The organism is Mycobacterium sp. (assembly GCF_035697385.1).
GTDB lineage: Bacteria > Actinomycetota > Actinomycetes > Mycobacteriales > Mycobacteriaceae > Mycobacterium.
In genome coordinates this window covers 13,928-31,082 of the sequence record NZ_DASSCY010000210.1, presented here as the reverse complement: position 1 = coordinate 31,082, position 17,155 = coordinate 13,928, and the positions used below count along the sequence as shown (strand labels likewise).

The following is a 17,155-nucleotide window of genomic DNA, read 5'->3' as shown; positions in this document are numbered from 1 at the left end:
TGCGCCGTTCGACATCACGAAACAAGCGGTGTCCAAGCACATTCAGGTGCTCGAGCAAGCGGGGCTGGTCACCAGGACCCGCGACGCGCAGCGCAGGCCGGTCCACCTGGACGCGGCGGCGCTGGAGCGGCTGACCGCATGGATCGACCGGTATCGGCTTGACGCCGAACGCAACTACCGCCAGCTGGACGCTCTGCTGGCCCAAATTTCACCGAAGAGCGGCACCAACAAGGAAGGAATCGAGAAATGACGAACGCACTGAACCTGAATGCACCTGTCGACACCCTGGCCATGGAGTTCACCCGCGAGTTCGACGCTCCGGTGGAGGCGTTGTTCCGCGCGCACGCGGAGCCGGACCTGATCAAGCAGTGGCTTGGGCCGCGCGATCTCGAGATGACGATCGAGCACTGGGACTTCAAGACCGGCGGCGGCTACCGCTACGTACACAAGGCCAATCGCGGTGAATTCGGTTTCAACGGGGTGTTCCACAAGGTCCGGGACAACGAATTCATCATCCAGACCTTCGAATTCGAGGGCGCGCCGGACATGGTGAACATCGAGTTCATGTGGTTCGAGGATCTGGGTAACGGCCGCAGCCGGCTGCGGGGCCGGTCCATCTGCCCGAACATCGAGGCGCGCGACGGGCTGCTGTCCTCCGGCATGGAAGGCGGCATGACCGAGGGCTACGACAAGCTGGACGAGCTGCTGAAGAGGATCTGATGGACTGGACGCTCGAAGTGGTGGTGGTCCCGGTCAGCGACATCGACCGGGCCGTCGCCTTTTACCGCGACAACCTCGGCTTCCACCTCGATCACGACACGCAAGCGGCGGACATGCGATTCGCGCAGCTCACTCCACCGGGCTCGGGCTGCTCAATCGTCATCGGCGACTTGCCAGGCGGACAGTCGATGGAGCCCGGCTCGCTCAAGGGCCTGCAACTGGTGGTCGCCGACGCCCGCCGGGCACACGACGAGCTGGCCGCCCGTGGCGTCGAGGTCGGAGACATCGAGGTCATCGACGAGCGCGACGGCGGCACGCTGTTCGGGTTCGCCGACCCGGACGGCAACGCGTGGGTGGTGCAGCAGATCAAGGCACGGGCCGACGAACCCTTGATCCCGCGGTAGCCCTCACAGAACGATCCCGGCTGGGGTGTGCCAGCCGGGACCGTCGGGGGTAGTGGATGCGACTCAGTGCATGATGCCTCTGCGCCTGCCGCCCATGATGCCGGTACGTCTGCGCCCCATGAGCGCCGCCACGAGGGCAACGCCGAGAGCGGCGACGACGACCTGGACCAGAAGTTCGAGCCAGTCGATGCCGCTCGTTGCGGTGGGGATGCCGAGTGCCCGAGCGATGGCCGTGCCGATGAACGCCGAGACGATGCCGACGAGGATCGTCACCAGCATGCCGATGGGCTGCTTACCGGGAAGGACCAGTCGACCGAGAACGCCGACCACGATCCCGATAAGAATTGCGGTGATGATGCTGGTGATGGTCATTTCTCCTCCAAAGGGTGTACAGCTGCAGCTGAGATACCCATGCGGAGGAGCGAATAAACGCTCGCGTCAACCCGGCGCTGATCAGGCCATTTCCGGCACTCGCAGATGGGCGATCGCGAGCTCGAACTCGCCGACGTCGACAATGTCGGCGCCCAGTTCGCGGGTTCGCGTGTTCCGCAGTTCCTTCGCCTGCTCCCTGTTGCGGTCCATCGCCTCGCGGCTATCGAACGTCGTCGACGACACGCCGCGCCCGGACGAGCGGTTGATCATCAGGCTGGCGCTGCAGAATCCCTCGAGGTCCTCCAGGGACGGCAATACCGAGGTCTTGTAGAAGTCGATCGCTCGCTCGGTCTGATCGGGCGGCATCTTCAGCCATGTCGCCCGCACACAGGCCCCCTCATTGGACCGGTGATCGCGGTGCAGGACTCCGATTTCCCACGGCTCGACTGTGACGTCGCCACCGAATATCTCCGTGGCCCGATCCCGAAGCGGCGCCGCCTGATCCGTGCTCGTGCGCAATGCTTCCTCGGTTTCCCAGGCGCTGGTGGCGATGCAACGGCCGGACTCGCGGTCCACCAACAGCGACAGGCCGATGTAGCCGTCCATGTCCTGAAGAGCCGGCATCACTTCGTCACGGACGTAGGCAATTCCGGCGTCGATGTTGGATGCTTGCGACTGAATACTGGTAGAGCGTGCGTACACGATCCACCCCCCTTGAGTTGGGGCAGCGCCCCGGTGGCGCCGCTGGACCCCGCAATCAGCTTCCTCCCGCAGAGCTGGGGTATCAATGGATAGTTCGCTATGCAAAAGGATGCGTCCGTACGCTTGGATGCGTGAATTCTGACGTGCTCGATGTCGACACATCGCGCCGGCGGATCGTCGACCTCACCGACGCGGTGCGCGCATTCTGTGGCGGCCATCAGGACGGCCTGTGCAATGTGTTCGTGCCGCACGCCACGGCCGGCGTGGCGATCATCGAGACGGGTGCCGGCTCCGACGACGATCTAGTCGACTCGCTGGAACGGCTGCTGCCGCGCGATGACCGCTACCGCCACTCCCACGGCTCGGCTGGGCATGGCGCCGACCACGTGTTACCGGCGCTGATCGCACCGTCGGTGACGGTTCCGGTGCAGGGCGGCGAACCGCTGCTCGGCACGTGGCAGAGTGTCGTGCTGGTCGATCTGAACCGGGACAACCCTCGGCGTTCGGTGCGCCTGAGCTTCATCGACGGTTAGCCACGGCACCATAGTCGACGCTGGTTCGTTGACTTTTCAGTGCCGGGGACCAGACCGGTACTGTAGTGCGGTCGATACCTGGAACCAATGAACTATAAGGACGCGTAGGACGTGCAGACACACGAGATCAGGAAGCGTTTCCTTGATCATTTCGTGACGGCGGGCCACACCGAGGTGCCCAGCGCCTCGGTGCTCCTTGACGACCCCAATCTGTTGTTCGTCAACGCCGGCATGGTGCAGTTCGTGCCGTACTTTCTCGGCCAGCGCAACCCGCCGTACAAGACGGCGACGAGCATCCAGAAATGCATCCGCACACCCGATATCGACGAAGTCGGCATCACTACCCGGCACAACACCTTCTTTCAGATGGCCGGCAACTTCTCGTTCGGCGACTACTTCAAACGCCGCGCCATCGAATTGGCGTGGTCGCTGCTGACCGATTCGGTTCAGGACGGCGGATACGGCTTCGATCCCGAAACCCTCTGGGCCACCGTCTATCTCGACGACGACGAAGCCGCTCAGCTGTGGCAGGAGGTGGCGGGCCTGCCGCCGGAGCGCATCCAGCGTCGCGGGATGGCCGACAACTACTGGTCGATGGGCATCCCTGGACCGTGCGGCCCGTCCTCCGAGATCTACGTGGACCGCGGCCCCGAGTACGGCATCGAAGGCGGTCCGATCGCCAACGAGGACCGCTACATCGAGATCTGGAATCTCGTATTCATGCAGAACGAGCGCGGCGAGGGCACCAGTAAAGAGGACTTCGAAATCCTCGGCCCGCTGCCCCGCAAGAACATCGACACCGGCATGGGCGTGGAACGAGTTGCGTGCCTGCTGCAGGGCGTCGACAACGTCTACGAGACCGATCTGCTGCGTCCCGTCATCGATGCGGTGGCTTCGGTGTCCCCACGGGGCTACGGCGCGGGCAGCCACGAAGACGACGTGCGTTACCGCATCATCGCCGACCACAGCAGGACCGCCGCGATCCTGATCGGCGACGGCGTGAGCCCCGGCAACGACGGTCGCGGGTACGTACTGCGGCGGTTGCTGCGCCGCGTGATCCGCTCGGCCAAGCTGCTGGGCATCGACGATCCGATCGTCGGCGATCTGATGACGACGGTTCGCGACGCGATGGGCCCGTCGTATCCGGAACTGGTCAACGATTTCGATCGCATCCTGCGCATCGCGGTCGCTGAGGAGAGCGCGTTCAACCGCACCCTCGCATCGGGCTCGCGGTTGTTCGAGGAGGCTGCAGGAGCGACGAAGGCGTCTGGCGCCACCGTGCTGTCGGGCACTGACGCTTTCACGCTGCACGACACCTACGGGTTCCCGTTGGAGCTGACCCTGGAGATGGCCGCCGAGGCGGGTCTATCCGTCGACGAAGAGGGCTTCCGCGGCCTGATGACCCAGCAGCGTCAGCGCGCGAAGGCCGACGCCGCCGCCCGCAAGCAGGCCCACGCCGACCTCTCGGCCTACCGCGATCTCGTCGACGCCGGCCCGACGGAGTTCACCGGTTTCAGCGAATTGACTTCCGAGGCAAAGGTTCTCGGTATCTTCGTGGACGGCAAGCGCGTTCCCGTGGTTTCCCACAACGGTGGTTTCGGCGGCACGGCCGCCGGTGGCGGGCCAACCCCTGACCGCGTCGAGCTGATCCTCGACCGCACCCCGTTCTATGCCGAGTCGGGCGGCCAGATCGCCGACGAGGGCAGCATCATGGGGACCGGTTCATCGGGGACATCCAAGGCGGCCGTCACCGACGTGCAGAAGATCGCGAAAACGCTGTGGGCGCACCGCGTCAACGTCGAGTCTGGCGAGTTCGTCGAGGGCGACACCGTGGTGGCTGCCGTTGATCCGCGGTGGCGGCACGGCGCCACGCAGGGGCATTCGGGCACCCACATGGTGCATGCCGCGCTGCGACAAGTGCTGGGGCCCAACGCCGTTCAGGCCGGCTCGCTCAACCGGCCCGGCTACCTGCGGTTCGACTTCAACTGGCAGGGCGCACTGACCGAAACTCAGCGCACCCAGATCGAGGAAGTAACCAACGAGGCCGTCGAAGCCGACTACGAGGTGCACAGTTTCATCACGGACCTCGAAAAGGCCAAGGCCATGGGCGCGATGGCACTCTTCGGCGAGGCCTATCCCGACGAGGTGAGGGTGGTCGAGATCGGCGGCCCGTTCTCGCTCGAGCTGTGCGGCGGTACACACGTGCACAATTCGGCGCAGATCGGCCCCGTGACCATCCTCGGCGAAGCATCCGTCGGCTCCGGTGTGCGCCGCGTCGAGGCCTACGTCGGTCTTGACTCGTTCCGCCACCTTGCCAAGGAGCGCGCCCTGATGGCGGGACTGGCGTCGTCGCTGAAAGTTCCTTCGGAGGAAGTTCCGGCCAGGGTTGCGAATCTGGTGGAACGCCTGCGGGCCGCCGAAAAGGAACTCGACCGGATGCGGCTGGCCGACGCGCGGGCCGCGGCTGCGAACGCCGCCGCGGGTGCCGAACAAATCGGTAAGGTCCGTGTCGTGGCGCAGCGGATGGCCGGCGGAATGTCGGCGGCGGATCTGCGCACGCTTGTCGGTGACATCCGCGGCAAGCTGGGCAGCGATCCAGCCGTCGTCGCGCTGATTGCCGAAGGCGAGAACGACACCGTCCCCTTCGTGGTGGCGGTGAACCCGGCAGCGCAGGACCTCGGTCTGCGTGCCAATGAGTTGGTTAAGCAGTTGGGTGCTTCGGTCAACGGCCGTGGGGGCGGCAAGGCCGATCTGGCACAAGGTTCCGGTAAGGGGGCGGCGGGCATCGACGCGGCATTGGCCGCGCTGCGCGCAGAGATAGACCGGAGTTAGCTACGTGGCGAAGACCGATGACCGGTTTGCGGATCGGCCCGGAGGCGACGATCCGGGGCGGGGACGACGACTCGGCATCGACGTAGGCAGTGTGCGTATCGGTGTGGCCACCAGCGACCCGGACGGGATCCTGGCCACGCCCGTGGAGACAGTGGCGCGGGATCGCAGCAACAAGCATCTGCGCCGGCTGGCGCAGTTGGTCAACGAACTGGAGGCGGTTGAAGTGGTGGTGGGACTACCACGCACCCTCGCCGACAGGTCCGGTCCTGCCGCTGCGGATGCGATCGCGCTGGCCGACCAGTTGGCACAGCGCATCGCGCCGACGCCGGTGCGGCTGGCCGACGAACGACTGACCACCGTGACAGCGCAGCGGTCGCTGCGGGAGGCCGGCGTCCGTGCCAAGGGACAGCGGTCGATGATCGATCAGGTGGCCGCGGTGGGCATTTTGCAGAACTGGCTGGATCAGCGGCGCGCGGCGTTGACCGCGCACGGAGAGGTCGGGGATGGCTGAGAATTGGGGCCGGGGCCGTGCAGAACCCGTGGCGGTGGGACCGCCGCGGCGCCGGGTGACGCGCGCGGACCGGATACGCGAAGCACGAGGTCGACGCAAGCGCCGCGTTGTCGGCGGCCTTGCGCTGGGCATGTTGATCGTGGTCGTCGTGGGGGCGGTGTTCCTCGGCTCAAAGCTGTGGCACACGTTGTTCGGCGGCGGCAACGACTATTCGGGCGGCGGCGTCAACGACGTGGTGATCCAGGTCCACGACGGTGATTCCACGACGGCCATCGCCAAGACTTTGCAGGAACACAAGGTTGTCGCGACCGTCGCGGCGTTCGTCGATGCGGCCGACGGCAATGCCGCCATCTCGGCGATTCAGCCTGGCTTCTACAAGGTCCGTACCGAGATCCCCGCATCGAATGCCGTTGAACGACTTGCGGACCCGAAGAACCGGGTGGGATTGCTGGTGATCCCCGAAGGCCGCCAGCTCGACGACCTGCAAGACGTCAAGACCAATGCCGTGACAGACGGCATCCTCAGCCTGATTTCCAAGGCCACGTGTGTGGATCTCGACGGTGAGCAGCGCTGCGTGCCGGTGGACGACCTGAAGCAGACGGCGGGGACCGCCGCGCCGTCGTCGTTGTCGGTGCCCGAGTGGGCGGTCGGCCCGGTCAATGCGATGAGCGACGACCATCGCCGGCTGGAGGGGCTGATCGCCCCTGGCAGCTGGAATATCGATCCGTCGGCGCAGCCGCAGGACATCCTGTCCACGCTGATCGGGTCGAGTGCGACGCAGTACGCCCAAGGTGGTCTGCTCGATACCGCCAAGGCGCTCAACATGTCGCCCTATCAGATCCTCACCGTCGGGTCGCTCGTGCAGCGCGAATCCAAGCCGGACGACTTCGCGAAGGTGGCGCGTGTCATCTACAACCGGCTCGCGGAGAATCGCACGCTGGAGTTCGACTCGACCGTGAACTATCCGCTGGACCGGATCGAGGTGGCCACCACCGACGCCGACCGCGCGCAGCACACGCAGTGGAACACCTATGTGCGCCCTGGTCTTCCGGCGACGCCGATCTGCTCGCCAGGACTCCCGGCGTTGGCCGCGGCCGAGCAACCCGCACCGGGGGATTGGCTGTACTTCGTCACCATCGACCTGCAGGGCACCACCCTGTTCACCCGGGACTACGAACAGCACCTGGCGAATATCGAGCTGGCGCAGCGCAACGGTGTCCTGGACTCCGCGCGCTGAGGGGCCGCGCAGGGCAGCGGTGCTGGGATCGCCGATAGCGCATTCCCGTTCACCGCAGTTGCATCTGGCGGCTTACCGGGCGCTGGGGCTCGACGGCTGGACGTATGACCGCATCGAATGCACGGCAGACCAATTGCCAGCTGTGGTAAGTGGTTTCGGCCCGGAATGGGTCGGTGTGTCGGTGACCATGCCCGGCAAGTTCGCGGCCTTGAGGTTCGCCGATGAACGCACGCCCAGGGCGGAGCTGGTCGGATCGGCCAACACCCTGGTTCGGTCGCAGTCCGGATGGCGCGCCGACAATACCGACGTCGACGGCGTGACAGGTGCGCTCGGCCAGGCGTCGGGACACGCGCTGGTCATCGGTTCGGGCGGCACCGCGCCCGCGGTGGTGGTGGGGTTGGCAGAGCTTGGTGTGCAACGGATTACGGTGGTGGCGCGTAATCGCGAAAAGGCCGCGCCCCTTGTCGATCTGGCAACCAGATCGGGCGTGGAAAGCCGGTGGTGCGATATCGACGGCGCCGAGCTGGTGCCCACTGTTGCCGACGCGGCGGTGGTGGTCAATACCATCCCAGCGGACGCAGCGGCCCGCTACGCAACCTCATTGGCCGCGACGCCGGTACTGCTGGACGCGATCTACGATCCGTGGCCCACACCGTTGGCGTCGGCCGTCGAGCTGGCGGGCGGCCGGGTGATCAGCGGGCTGCAGATGCTGCTGAACCAGGCGTTCGCTCAGGTCGAGCAGTTCACCGGGATGCCCGCGCCCAGGGAGGCGATGCGCGCCGCGCTGGAGCACTAGTGTGAGGCAGGTGAGTCCCCGCGTCGGCGTCGTGTTCCGCCCAGACTTCAAACCAGATAGCTTGCGCGAGATCGCATCAGCGGCCGAACGCGCCGGTATCGATGAGCTCTGGCTGTGGGAGGACTGCTTCCTTCAGGGCGGCATCGCTGCGGCGGCGGTCGCGCTGGCATCAACCGACACCTTGGCCGTCGGAATCGGTGTGCTGCCCGCACCGCTGCGCAACGTCGTCACCACTGCGATGGAGATCGCGACTCTGGAAGCGATGTTCCCAGGCCGGATACGGCTCGGCATCGGTCACGGGGTGCAGGACTGGATGCGACAAGCGGGAGCCGCTGTGGCATCGCCGCTCACGCTGCTGCGCGAATATGTGTCGGCCCTAAAGGGTCTCCTTGCCGGCCAATCGGTCAGTGTCGAGGGCCGCTACGTCCGTCTCGACGATGTGAAGTTGGATTGGGCTCCAGCCCAAGAGGTTCCGGTGCTCATCGGGGGTACTGGGCCCAAGACTCTGCGGCTGGCCGGCGAGATCGCGTCCGGTGTCATCTTGGACTGTGCGTACACGGCGGCCACGGTGCTCCAGGGGATTGGCCACGTCGCCGCGGGCCGCGACATTCGGGCCGAGCCGTTCAGCACCGTGATGTTCCTGGTGTGCGCGCCAGGGGCTGATGCACATGCACGCCTGGAGCAGGCGGCCAAGACGTGGAACGTCGAACCTGCGGGGGAGTTCGGCGTCGGGGGAACCGCCGACGAGATTGCCGCAGCGGTTGGCGCTTACCTCGATGCAGGAGTGGACACTGTCGTGTTCCAGTCAACCGGAACTGCGTCCGAAATGAACGAGTTCATCATGGCCATCGGTGATGTCGCGGACAAGCTGTGACAGTTACGCCGTGATCAGCCCGGTGTCGGTGCCCTGCGCGCGCCCCGCAGCCGATCGCACCGCTCCGATGCTGGCCGCAGTGACGAGCACGATCGCGAGATAGCCCGTCACGGCCAGGTGCTGACCCAGAATGAGCCAACCGGCGAGCGCGGCGACGACCGGTGACAGGCAGGTCAGGATCGCGAAGGTCTCCGGCGGGAGCCGTCGTAAGGAGATCAGCTCCAGGGAGTACGGGATCACCGAGGACATCAGACCCACGGTGACACCGATGCCGAGCACCTCCCATCGCAGTGCGGCCCCGGGGTCAATCGAGAAGAACGCAATTGGCGCCGTGACGAGCGCGCCTATCACGGTCGCAATTGCCAAAGCATCCAGGCTGGGGAAATCCGCAGCCGCACGCGCGGAGGCCAGGATGTAACCCGCCCAGCTGGCCGCCGCACCCGCAGCGAAGGCCAGGCCCACCCGATCGAGGTAGCCGACCTGGACCCCGGTGAGGCTGAGTAGCGCAACCCCAGCGAGTGCGAGGGCGGCCCACAGCCACGCGCTCTTCCGTCTGCTGACCACCACGGAAAGTGCAAGGGGGCCAAGCACTTCGACGGTGACGGCAACGCCGAGCGGAATGCGCGTCAGCGAATAGTAAAAGCACAGGTTCATCACAGTAAGCGTGCCCGCAAGGCCGGCCACCGAGAACCAGGCCCGTCGGGACAACCCCCGCATGCGCGGACGGACCGCCAAGCACAGGATGACGCCGGCGACCAGAAATCGAACGAACACCGCGCCGACCGCGCCCAGCGCGGCGAAGAGGCCGACGGCGAACGCGGCGCCCACTTCTTGGCTGACCGCGGCGACGACGACGAGCAGCGCCGGCCCAATCGGAGACCGGGCCGCACGCATGGTTGTCCAGGGTAGGCCGCACACGAAAAGAGGTGCGCGGCGCCGTCGCGCGACGGCTTTAGGCTCAGCAGATGGGGGCGGGGCTGGCCGGCGCAGGGGTGCTGGCGTGGCTGGTTGCGTTGAGCGCCTTCGACATCCGCAGCCGACGGCTGCCCGACTACCTGACGCTGCCGGGCGCGGCGGTGGTGCTGGTGGGTGCCGTCGTCGCGGGACGGGGTGCGGCGGCGGTGCTCGGCGCTGCCGCGTTGTTCGCGGTGTACCTCGTCGTGTACCTGCTCAGGCCCTCGGCGATGGGTGCGGGCGACGTGAAACTGGCGATCGGAGTGGGCGGGTTGACCGGCGCGTTCGGCGTCGACGTGTGGGCATTGTCGGCCGTCGGGGCGCCGCTGCTGACCGCGGGTTTGATACTGGTCGCCATGCTGTGCCGGGCCGGATCGACTGTGCCGCATGGTCCGTCGATGTGCCTGGCGGCAGTGGCGGCGTGCGCCCTCGCTGCACTGTAGCCGGCGCGGTACAACTACCATGAAATTCGATGGACTCAGGACCAGGACGGCATTGGCAACCGTCGGCTGGCAAGCCGGCCGACATCAACTACGACATCCGCACCGATCACCTGGTGAAATCCCGGCGGGAAACACCCGAGATCGGGTGGCGCAAAGTTGTCCATGCGGGAACACTTGGGACGGTCAATCTCGGACGGTCAAGTTTCGAGCGTCGGCTCAACGAACGAAAGGCGTTGATTGCCAGCAACATTACCGGCACATACCAGATCGGTGTCATCTCGATCAAGGGAGGAGTCGGAAAGACGCGTACCGTTGCCGGAACGGGCACGGTATTTGGTCAGTACCGCTCAGAACCGGTCATTGCCATCGACGCCAACCCGACCTACGGCACCCTCGGCGCGGTCGTGGACCCGTCGGCCCCCGCCTCACTGCGAGATTGGCTCGCCGATCACCAACTGAACACCTATCCGACAGCGCGTCGCCATACGGGCAAGAACCGTCAGGGGCTGGAGGTGCTGGCAGGCAACCGGGATGTGGCCAATCCGCTGGCACTCGACGCCGAAATGTTGGGCGCCGCGCTGGACCGCGCCCGGCAGTTCTACCAGCTGGCATTGATTGATTGCGGCTGCGACATCGAGCACCCGGTCATACCCGGAGTGCTCAACGCGGCCAGCGCGCTGGTCATCGTGTCGACTATGCAGGCCGAGCACGCGCGCGCGGCCGGCCAGACGATCGAGTGGCTGGCAGCTCGCAACGGTCACGATCTGCTCAAGCGCACCGTGGTGGTGCTCAACGACGCGTTCCGAGGTCAGGCCAGAAAATTCGTTGCCGACATCACAGACCAGTTCAGCCCGTATGTGCAAGCGGTGAAGGTGATCCCGTGGGACAGGCATCTGCGAGATGCCGCCACGTTGGATTTCGAGGCGTTGCACCGCCGGACCCAGCTGGCCTACATCGAGCTGGCAGCCGAATTGGCGAGTGGTTTCGCGGCCGCATAGCCACGAACTACTGAGACGGCGGCCACGCCGACTGGTCCGCCTCATCCTCCTGCCGATCAGCTGGCGGCTGTGCCGGCCGGACGCTGGGGCCGCCCGGCGGCACGGTCTGGCTCTGCGCGGCAGCCGAACTTGCCGCGGAGACGGAACGCCCATAGTCGCCCTGCGGTGAGACGAAATCGGCGTAATCACCGTACTGAGAAGCTCGCTGCGCGCGCTGTGTCTGCGGCGCTGAGGCCTGCACGCCAGCTGAACCCTGCGCGTACCCGCCTCGCTGCGCCTGCTGCGGCGGCGCGGTATGTGCCTGCTGGCCGTAATAATTCCGCACCGCTTGGTTGTAGTACTCGACGTAGGACTCGTAGCCCGCGGCGACGGCGTCGTCCGCGCGGCCTTTAGGGCTCAACAACAAAGCGGCAACCGCTACCGCCGTCTGCACCGCGTTGAGCGCCACGATCACCGTCAGCGCCCATCCCGGGGCCGTGTCCAGCAGCCGACTCGACAGCGCGTCCAGGAAACCCATCGCAGCAAGCGCCGCCGTCACCAACGTGTGGGGGGTCTGTCCTGGCAGCAGGCCCAGACCGGCGCTGAGCCCGGCCAGCGCGGCGAACCGGACGTACCAACCGGTGGCCCCTGCGCCGTCGACGACGGGGCCGAAGCTAAGGGCGTAGGTTGCCAGCCCCAGCACCGCGACCGCGATGAAAAGGCCACCTGGTAGCCGACTTTCGGCGTCGGGCCGTCCAGATGGAGTCATATAGGCCGATTGGTAGTCGCGGTTGCCCGGCGAATACACCACGGGCCATACGCTAGCGCACCCGCGGCCGCGAATCAGTCGATGTTGTTGGCGGATGCGTTGATGTAGCGCATTTCCTCGTCGGTGGCGACCATCGTGACGACTGCGGATCCGACGCGCGTGCTTACCTTGACGGTGTCGTTGTCCAGGGAGATCAGTTCGAGTGTGACGTCGGCGTTCGGCGTCACGGGCGTATTCGGTGGCGCCACCACGATGCTCGTGACTCCCGCACGTACGGGCCGCTCAGCCACCCCGTCGAACATCTCCACCGAATAGTTGCGGTCGGCTCCGGCTTGAATGGCGTGCCGGTTGAAGTCGGCGACCCACAGCAGGTCGTGATGGCCAACCGCCTCAACCATGTCGCGCCACTGGCCCGGACGTCGGCTGTGCACCAGCACCCGCGCGCCGAGGGCGAGCGCGCGCAGCACCGCCTGCTGGGCCAGGTGCAGTGTGCCGCAGATCTCTACGCGGTTGATCTGCGGGCCGAAAAGCGGAAGCGCGACCGCCCGGCCCTCTTCGTCTGCGCCGATGACTTGGCCGCACCCCGACGCCGGCACTGCCAAGTCAGCCAGTTCGGAGTCGCGCCGACCGTACGCCCAGTTCCCGACTGGTCGAGTGGGCGGTGGTATCGGCAGGCTGCACGCCAGCGCTGAGAATTGCAGGCCCCGAAGGTGGATGAGGCCGGGCAGTCGGGCGGGGACGCCGACGTCGCTGTCGAAGCGGACCAAGCCGCGAATCTTGATCAGGTCGCGTCCGGGTTCTTCACGCAGCGACAGGCACACTGTCGTGGAATAGCTGGGCACGGTCCACAACAACCCGAGACCCGCCGTGGTGAACAAGTCGGGCTCAACCGCGAAACTGCTGAGCCTGAACTGTCCTTCACGGCACATGTCCCACGTTTCTTCAACGGTCGCAAGGCTGATGCCGTCACTGAGCTGGTTCGTGGCTGCAGCGATGCCGCTCGCGGACAGAATCCGCGGCCGCAAGCCCGCCTCGGTCAGCCGGTTGGCCACCCTCCGCGTGGCAGTTGTCGCGCTGCGCAGGATCCCGTCGAGGCCACCGCCGCGACGCCGCACAGCCTCAGCGCACTGCGACGGATCGAAACGCACTGCGACCCAGACGCTTCGCTGCGCGATCGCTGGCAACGGCCCAAGGACGGCGTCATAAACAGCGGCGACCTCGGTGTGACCATGCGACCGGGCGCCATGGCTGACGATGTCGATGGAGTCGAGTGTGATATCGAACTGACGTAGGCACTCGGCCAGCACAGAGACCGGCACCATTTCGCCAGAAACCGTCATGCCGGGCTCCAGGACCGTCATCGCCTGTGGGTTTGCGTCGATATTGATCAGCGACAGCAAAGTGGCACCGTCCCAGCGGAATCCAATCTGCATGCCGTCGGATGCCGTGATGTCGAACGGGTCGGCGGGCAGCCGGCGATCGGCTCGTCGGCGCCGATCCCGGACAAACCCCCAGCGCTGCGCGATGGACCGCGGCAACGTGGAGCCGCGCGCCGGCGTCACGAGCAGCAGTGCCATGGCCAGGCCTGCTGCGCCGCCCTGCCAACCGGGCGCACCAAGATACAGCGCGGCCACGACGCCTCCAGCAACAAGGATCTCCAGCAGGAGCAGGCTGAAGAGCGGAAAGAACCGCTGCGCGCCGATGTCGACGGCGGTCCTTAGCTGACGGGGCTGCGGCTGCGCACCCCGCACGGCGCCCGACGGGCGGTGTTGGCCGCGAGTCAAGATCGGCATCCTGTTCGCTGCGAAGGTCAACTGGCACACCGCGTTTCAGTAAGCGTGCTATACCTACGATGCACGCCTCTGCCCGACTTCGATGGGAGCGGCCATGCCAGCGCAAGTTACCACGCGCGCGCAGGTCAACGGCTACCGGTTTTTGATCCGGCGACTTGAGCACGCGCTGATCCGCGGCGACTCGCGGATGATCCACGACCCGATGCGTGGCCAGATGCGAGCGTTGATCGTAGGCGTGATAATCGCTGTCCTCATCACAGGCGCCTCCGCCGTGATGGCGTTCTTCAAGCCGTCTCCGAATCTCGGTGACGCGCAGATCCTGCTGAGCAAGTCCAGCGGAGCGGCGTTTGTGCGGATAGGTGACCGGGTCCACCCGGTGCTCAATCTGGCCTCGGCCCGCCTGATAGTCGGCAAGAACGAGAGCCCCAAGGAAGCCGACGACAAGTTCCTCAACGTGCTGCCCCGCGGCCCGATGGTCGGCATCATCGGTGCGCCGACGAGCATCCGCGGCGCGGACAACCTCGCGACATCGTCGTGGACGGTCTGCGACACCCTGCAGACGCCGGGTGTCACGGAAACCACCGGCGCAGCCAGTCTGCAGACCACGGTATTGGCCAACGAAGCGGTCGTCGACGGGAACTCCCGTGAGGCGGAGCCTGCGGAGGCGATCCTCACCGAGGTGAGTGGCACGACGTATCTCATCTACGACGGGGTCCGCGCCCCGATCGACCTGTCGAATCCGGTGCTGGTCAACGGCCTTCACCTGCAAGACGCATCGGCGCGACCGGTGTCGCTGGGCCTGCTCAACACGTTCCCACTCGTCGATCCGATAACGCCGGTGACCATCGATGGTGTGGGGGAGCCCAGCCCGGCGCTGGGGCCGGATTACCCGGTCGGCTCGATGGTCAAGACGGTCGACTCCCGCGGTGAACAGCTGTATGTCGTGCTGCGCGACGGTCTGCAAGCCGTCTCGCCGGCCACCGCCGACATCATCCGATACGGCGAGTCGGACGCGGCCCGGGCGTCGGCCCGAGAGATCGCCCCGGCCATGCTGGCTCAGGTGCCGATCGTGCACCTCCTGCCGGTGGAGCACTATCCGTCGGTGCCGCCGCAGATCGTGCCCCCGGACCCGGACCGCGTGGTGTGCATGGGGTGGCAGCGGTCCAACACCGCGGCAGAGGCCACGGTGCGGTTGCTGGTCGGACACCAGTTACCGGTGCCCGACGGTGCGCAGACGGTGCGGCTGGCCACCGGGGACGGCAACGGGCCAGGGGTCGATTTCGTCTACCTGACTCCGGGCGCCGGCGAGTACGTGCAGGCCACCGGCGGCGGGCCTGGTAGCGACTCGACGGGTCAGCTGTTCTACGTGTCCGACACTGGATTGCGGTATCACATCAAGGATTTCCCGACCGCAGATGCGCTCGGCGTCACGGGTGTGAAGGTGCCGGACGGACCGCAGAATGGGCCGCAGTGGGCACCGTGGCCGGTTTTGTCGCTGCTGCCGCCCGGGCCCGAGCTGTCCCAGGAAGCCGCGCTCGTCGCGCACGACGGTATGGCGGCCGACCCGGGCAGCGTCGCGATCCAGCCGCCGGAGAACTAGCAATTTGTGCGCGTTTTGTTGCCGTGACGAGCGCAGCCGTGACGAGCGCTCCTAAACGCACACAAATCGCGAATCGCTTAGATGCGTAGCTCGCGGAAGAACGCGTAAAGCCGGATGATCCAGAAGCACAGCGGAAACATCAACCCGATCGCGATGTACTCGATGATCTCGACCCAGCGCCGCATCACTGGTGAGAACTCCCGCCGCGGGGCGACCAGACCGCAGGCAACGACGAGCGCCATCAGCGCGATAAGTGCAACCATGGCACGGATCTGCCAGTCGTCGAGGGTAACCGCGGTCTTGACGACGGTGGCAACAGCTATCGCCAACCCACTGCCGATGAGTGTTGCCGACTGCACCAAATCGTGGTGGCTGCGCCCCCGTAGACACAGGACGGTAGCCACCACCGCAGCGAAAGCGGTGCCCTGCCAAAAGAATCCGTTGCTGACGTCGACGGCCAGGTAGCAGCCGAAAACCGCGGAGAGCGCGGCCGCGACGAGGATCCCTGTGAGGTACTCGTTGGCCCGTTGAACCCGTCTGATCAGGTCCGCTTCGGTGGGGATGATCTGCTTGCCGATCGCATTGACCCCCTCGACGGTGGTGCCGCCCTGGGTGTCGATGTCGTCGAGCGGCTCGCCTGCGGTCGGCACCCGCGGGATCGGTAGCTTCGACAACGCGATGGTCACGCGGGGCGCCAGATAGACCACCATCACGGACGCCGTCGCCAGAAGAGCCCCCACCGTCCGCAATGGCGGTTGCCACAGCAACATCGCTATCGTGCTCGCACCGCCGAACGTGCACGCGGTGATCACGCCCGTGTGCAGCGCGCGGCCCGCCCCCGAGATCAGCAGCACCAGCAGCGAGCTCAGTGCGGTGAGCGCGAAGGCCATCGGCAGCGATGTCGCGCCGAATCCGCCCGGTACGACATACAGCGAGCCGGCGAACAACAGCGGCAGGAAAACTGCCGCGACCCACGCCGAGCGCGGCGCGGTCGACGGCCGGTAGGCCATCACGCAGGCGAGCACCACGCCAAGCGCCCCCAGAGCGAGAACCCCCGCGGGCACGACGGGATCACCAGTCCAACGCGGCACTGACGCGGCCAGCGTGGCGGTGGCCGCCAGACCGACACCGAAACAGGTCAGCGCGGGCGCCTCGCGGGCCAGCCAAGCCCGCACGGCGGGTTTCTCGCGCACCAGGTCATCGACGACATCGTCGAACAGCGGCGGACTAACCGGCTGCCCGACCTCGCAGATCATCAACAGATCGCCGTCATAGATCCCGGCCTCGCTCAGAGAGCGGTGCGGGTCGATCGGATCACCGCCCAGCCGGGCCAGCGTCCACTTGCCGTCGGTGTCGTCGAACTCCACGTCGCCGGAGGGCTCCCGCACGGCGATTTGTTCGTTCGCGATGTCGATGACATCGGTGATGTATTCGGCGATGCCGACGTTGGCGGGCAGGCCGACGTCGATGTGAAGACCGCCGACCACCAAGGTCAGGCGGCTCAGCTCGTGTTCGGACTCTGAATCCGGGTCCAGGTCCGACAGCGACGGCGGTAAGGTCAACGCAGTCGGCCTCCTGCGCAATGGGATTGGTCAGCACGGACAATACCCTCAAGCGGCCGCGGCGCTGATCTCGGAA

At 66.3% G+C, this 17,155-nt stretch carries 18 protein-coding genes; 12 read left to right on the top strand and 6 right to left on the bottom strand.

Features of this window, described 5'->3' with window-relative positions; all coding sequences use genetic code 11:
• The 3 genes from VFH65_RS17750 to VFH65_RS17740 form a co-directional block, all read left to right on the top strand.
• A partial coding sequence (locus tag VFH65_RS17750) for an ArsR/SmtB family transcription factor (RefSeq protein ID WP_353323214.1) occupies positions 1-250 on the top strand: 250 nt, incomplete at its 5' end.
• Complete coding sequence (locus tag VFH65_RS17745) at positions 247-720, top strand: SRPBCC family protein (protein ID WP_353323212.1); 474 nt, start codon at positions 247-249, stop codon at positions 718-720. The genes VFH65_RS17750 and VFH65_RS17745, both read left to right, overlap by 4 nt.
• The gene (locus VFH65_RS17740) at positions 720-1,124 is read left to right on the top strand and encodes a VOC family protein (RefSeq protein ID WP_353323211.1); all 405 of its coding nucleotides are present in this window, start codon (positions 720-722) and stop codon (positions 1,122-1,124) included. Before VFH65_RS17745 ends, VFH65_RS17740 begins: the two co-directional genes overlap by 1 nt.
• Before the next feature lie 63 nt (positions 1,125-1,187).
• On the opposite strand, the gene VFH65_RS17735 is transcribed toward VFH65_RS17740, so the two are convergent.
• Positions 1,188-1,496: a GlsB/YeaQ/YmgE family stress response membrane protein gene (locus tag VFH65_RS17735; RefSeq protein ID WP_353323210.1), complete on the bottom strand. Its 309-nt coding sequence runs from the start codon at positions 1,494-1,496 to the stop codon at positions 1,188-1,190.
• An 81-nt stretch (positions 1,497-1,577) separates the two neighbouring features.
• A complete protein-coding gene (locus tag VFH65_RS17730) occupies positions 1,578-2,198 on the bottom strand; it encodes a hypothetical protein (RefSeq protein ID WP_353323208.1) in 621 nt (206 codons plus the stop codon).
• Between the two features lie 143 nt (positions 2,199-2,341).
• Between VFH65_RS17730 and VFH65_RS17725 the strand changes: the two genes are divergently transcribed.
• The 6 genes from VFH65_RS17725 to VFH65_RS17700 all read left to right on the top strand — a co-directional run bounded on the left by VFH65_RS17725 (position 2,342) and on the right by VFH65_RS17700 (position 8,981).
• On the top strand, positions 2,342-2,731 hold the full coding sequence (locus tag VFH65_RS17725) for a secondary thiamine-phosphate synthase enzyme YjbQ (protein ID WP_353323219.1): 390 nt from the start codon (positions 2,342-2,344) through the stop codon (positions 2,729-2,731).
• Positions 2,732-2,842: 111 nt separating this feature from the next.
• Positions 2,843-5,563, top strand: coding sequence for an alanine--tRNA ligase (gene alaS / locus VFH65_RS17720; protein ID WP_353323206.1), 2,721 nt, complete (start codon positions 2,843-2,845; stop codon positions 5,561-5,563).
• A gap of 4 nt (positions 5,564-5,567) precedes the next feature.
• Positions 5,568-6,074 (top strand): Holliday junction resolvase RuvX, encoded by a 507-nt coding sequence (gene ruvX, locus VFH65_RS17715; RefSeq protein ID WP_353323205.1) that lies wholly within the window; start codon positions 5,568-5,570, stop codon positions 6,072-6,074.
• Complete coding sequence (locus VFH65_RS17710) at positions 6,067-7,311, top strand: endolytic transglycosylase MltG (protein ID WP_353323203.1); 1,245 nt, start codon at positions 6,067-6,069, stop codon at positions 7,309-7,311. The genes ruvX and VFH65_RS17710 overlap by 8 nt, the downstream gene beginning before the upstream one ends.
• Positions 7,289-8,107: a shikimate dehydrogenase gene (locus VFH65_RS17705; protein ID WP_353323201.1), complete on the top strand. Its 819-nt coding sequence runs from the start codon at positions 7,289-7,291 to the stop codon at positions 8,105-8,107. Before VFH65_RS17710 ends, VFH65_RS17705 begins: the two co-directional genes overlap by 23 nt.
• 10 nt (positions 8,108-8,117) lie before the next feature.
• Positions 8,118-8,981, top strand: a complete 864-nt coding sequence (locus VFH65_RS17700; RefSeq protein ID WP_353323200.1) for an LLM class flavin-dependent oxidoreductase — start codon at positions 8,118-8,120, stop codon at positions 8,979-8,981.
• Between the two features lie 3 nt (positions 8,982-8,984).
• Here the strand turns inward: VFH65_RS17700 and VFH65_RS17695 are convergent, their stop codons facing one another.
• Positions 8,985-9,875, bottom strand: a complete 891-nt coding sequence (locus tag VFH65_RS17695) for an EamA family transporter (protein WP_353323198.1) — start codon at positions 9,873-9,875, stop codon at positions 8,985-8,987.
• A 71-nt stretch (positions 9,876-9,946) separates the two neighbouring features.
• Between VFH65_RS17695 and VFH65_RS17690 the strand changes: the two genes are divergently transcribed.
• Together VFH65_RS17690 and VFH65_RS17685 are read left to right on the top strand one after the other, a co-directional pair.
• A complete protein-coding gene (locus VFH65_RS17690) occupies positions 9,947-10,378 on the top strand; it encodes an A24 family peptidase (RefSeq protein WP_353323197.1) in 432 nt (143 codons plus the stop codon).
• Positions 10,379-10,407: 29 nt separating this feature from the next.
• Entirely contained in the window at positions 10,408-11,376 is a 969-nt protein-coding gene (locus tag VFH65_RS17685; RefSeq protein ID WP_353323195.1) for a MinD/ParA family ATP-binding protein, read from the top strand.
• 7 nt (positions 11,377-11,383) lie between these two features.
• On the opposite strand, the gene VFH65_RS17680 is transcribed toward VFH65_RS17685, so the two are convergent.
• The gene (locus tag VFH65_RS17680; RefSeq protein WP_414688443.1) at positions 11,384-12,166 is read right to left on the bottom strand and encodes a DUF5336 domain-containing protein; all 783 of its coding nucleotides are present in this window, start codon (positions 12,164-12,166) and stop codon (positions 11,384-11,386) included.
• Positions 12,167-12,198: 32 nt separating this feature from the next.
• Positions 12,199-13,917: a type VII secretion protein EccE gene (gene eccE, locus VFH65_RS17675; RefSeq protein WP_414688442.1), complete on the bottom strand. Its 1,719-nt coding sequence runs from the start codon at positions 13,915-13,917 to the stop codon at positions 12,199-12,201.
• 94 nt (positions 13,918-14,011) lie between these two features.
• On the opposite strand from eccE, the gene eccB reads away from it, so the two are divergent.
• The gene (gene eccB, locus VFH65_RS17670) at positions 14,012-15,517 is read left to right on the top strand and encodes a type VII secretion protein EccB (RefSeq protein WP_353323191.1); all 1,506 of its coding nucleotides are present in this window, start codon (positions 14,012-14,014) and stop codon (positions 15,515-15,517) included.
• Between the two features lie 77 nt (positions 15,518-15,594).
• Here eccB and eccD read toward each other — a convergent pair whose 3' ends face one another.
• On the bottom strand, positions 15,595-17,079 hold the full coding sequence (gene eccD / locus VFH65_RS17665) for a type VII secretion integral membrane protein EccD (protein WP_353323189.1): 1,485 nt from the start codon (positions 17,077-17,079) through the stop codon (positions 15,595-15,597).
• Between the last annotated feature and the right edge of the window lie 76 nt (positions 17,080-17,155).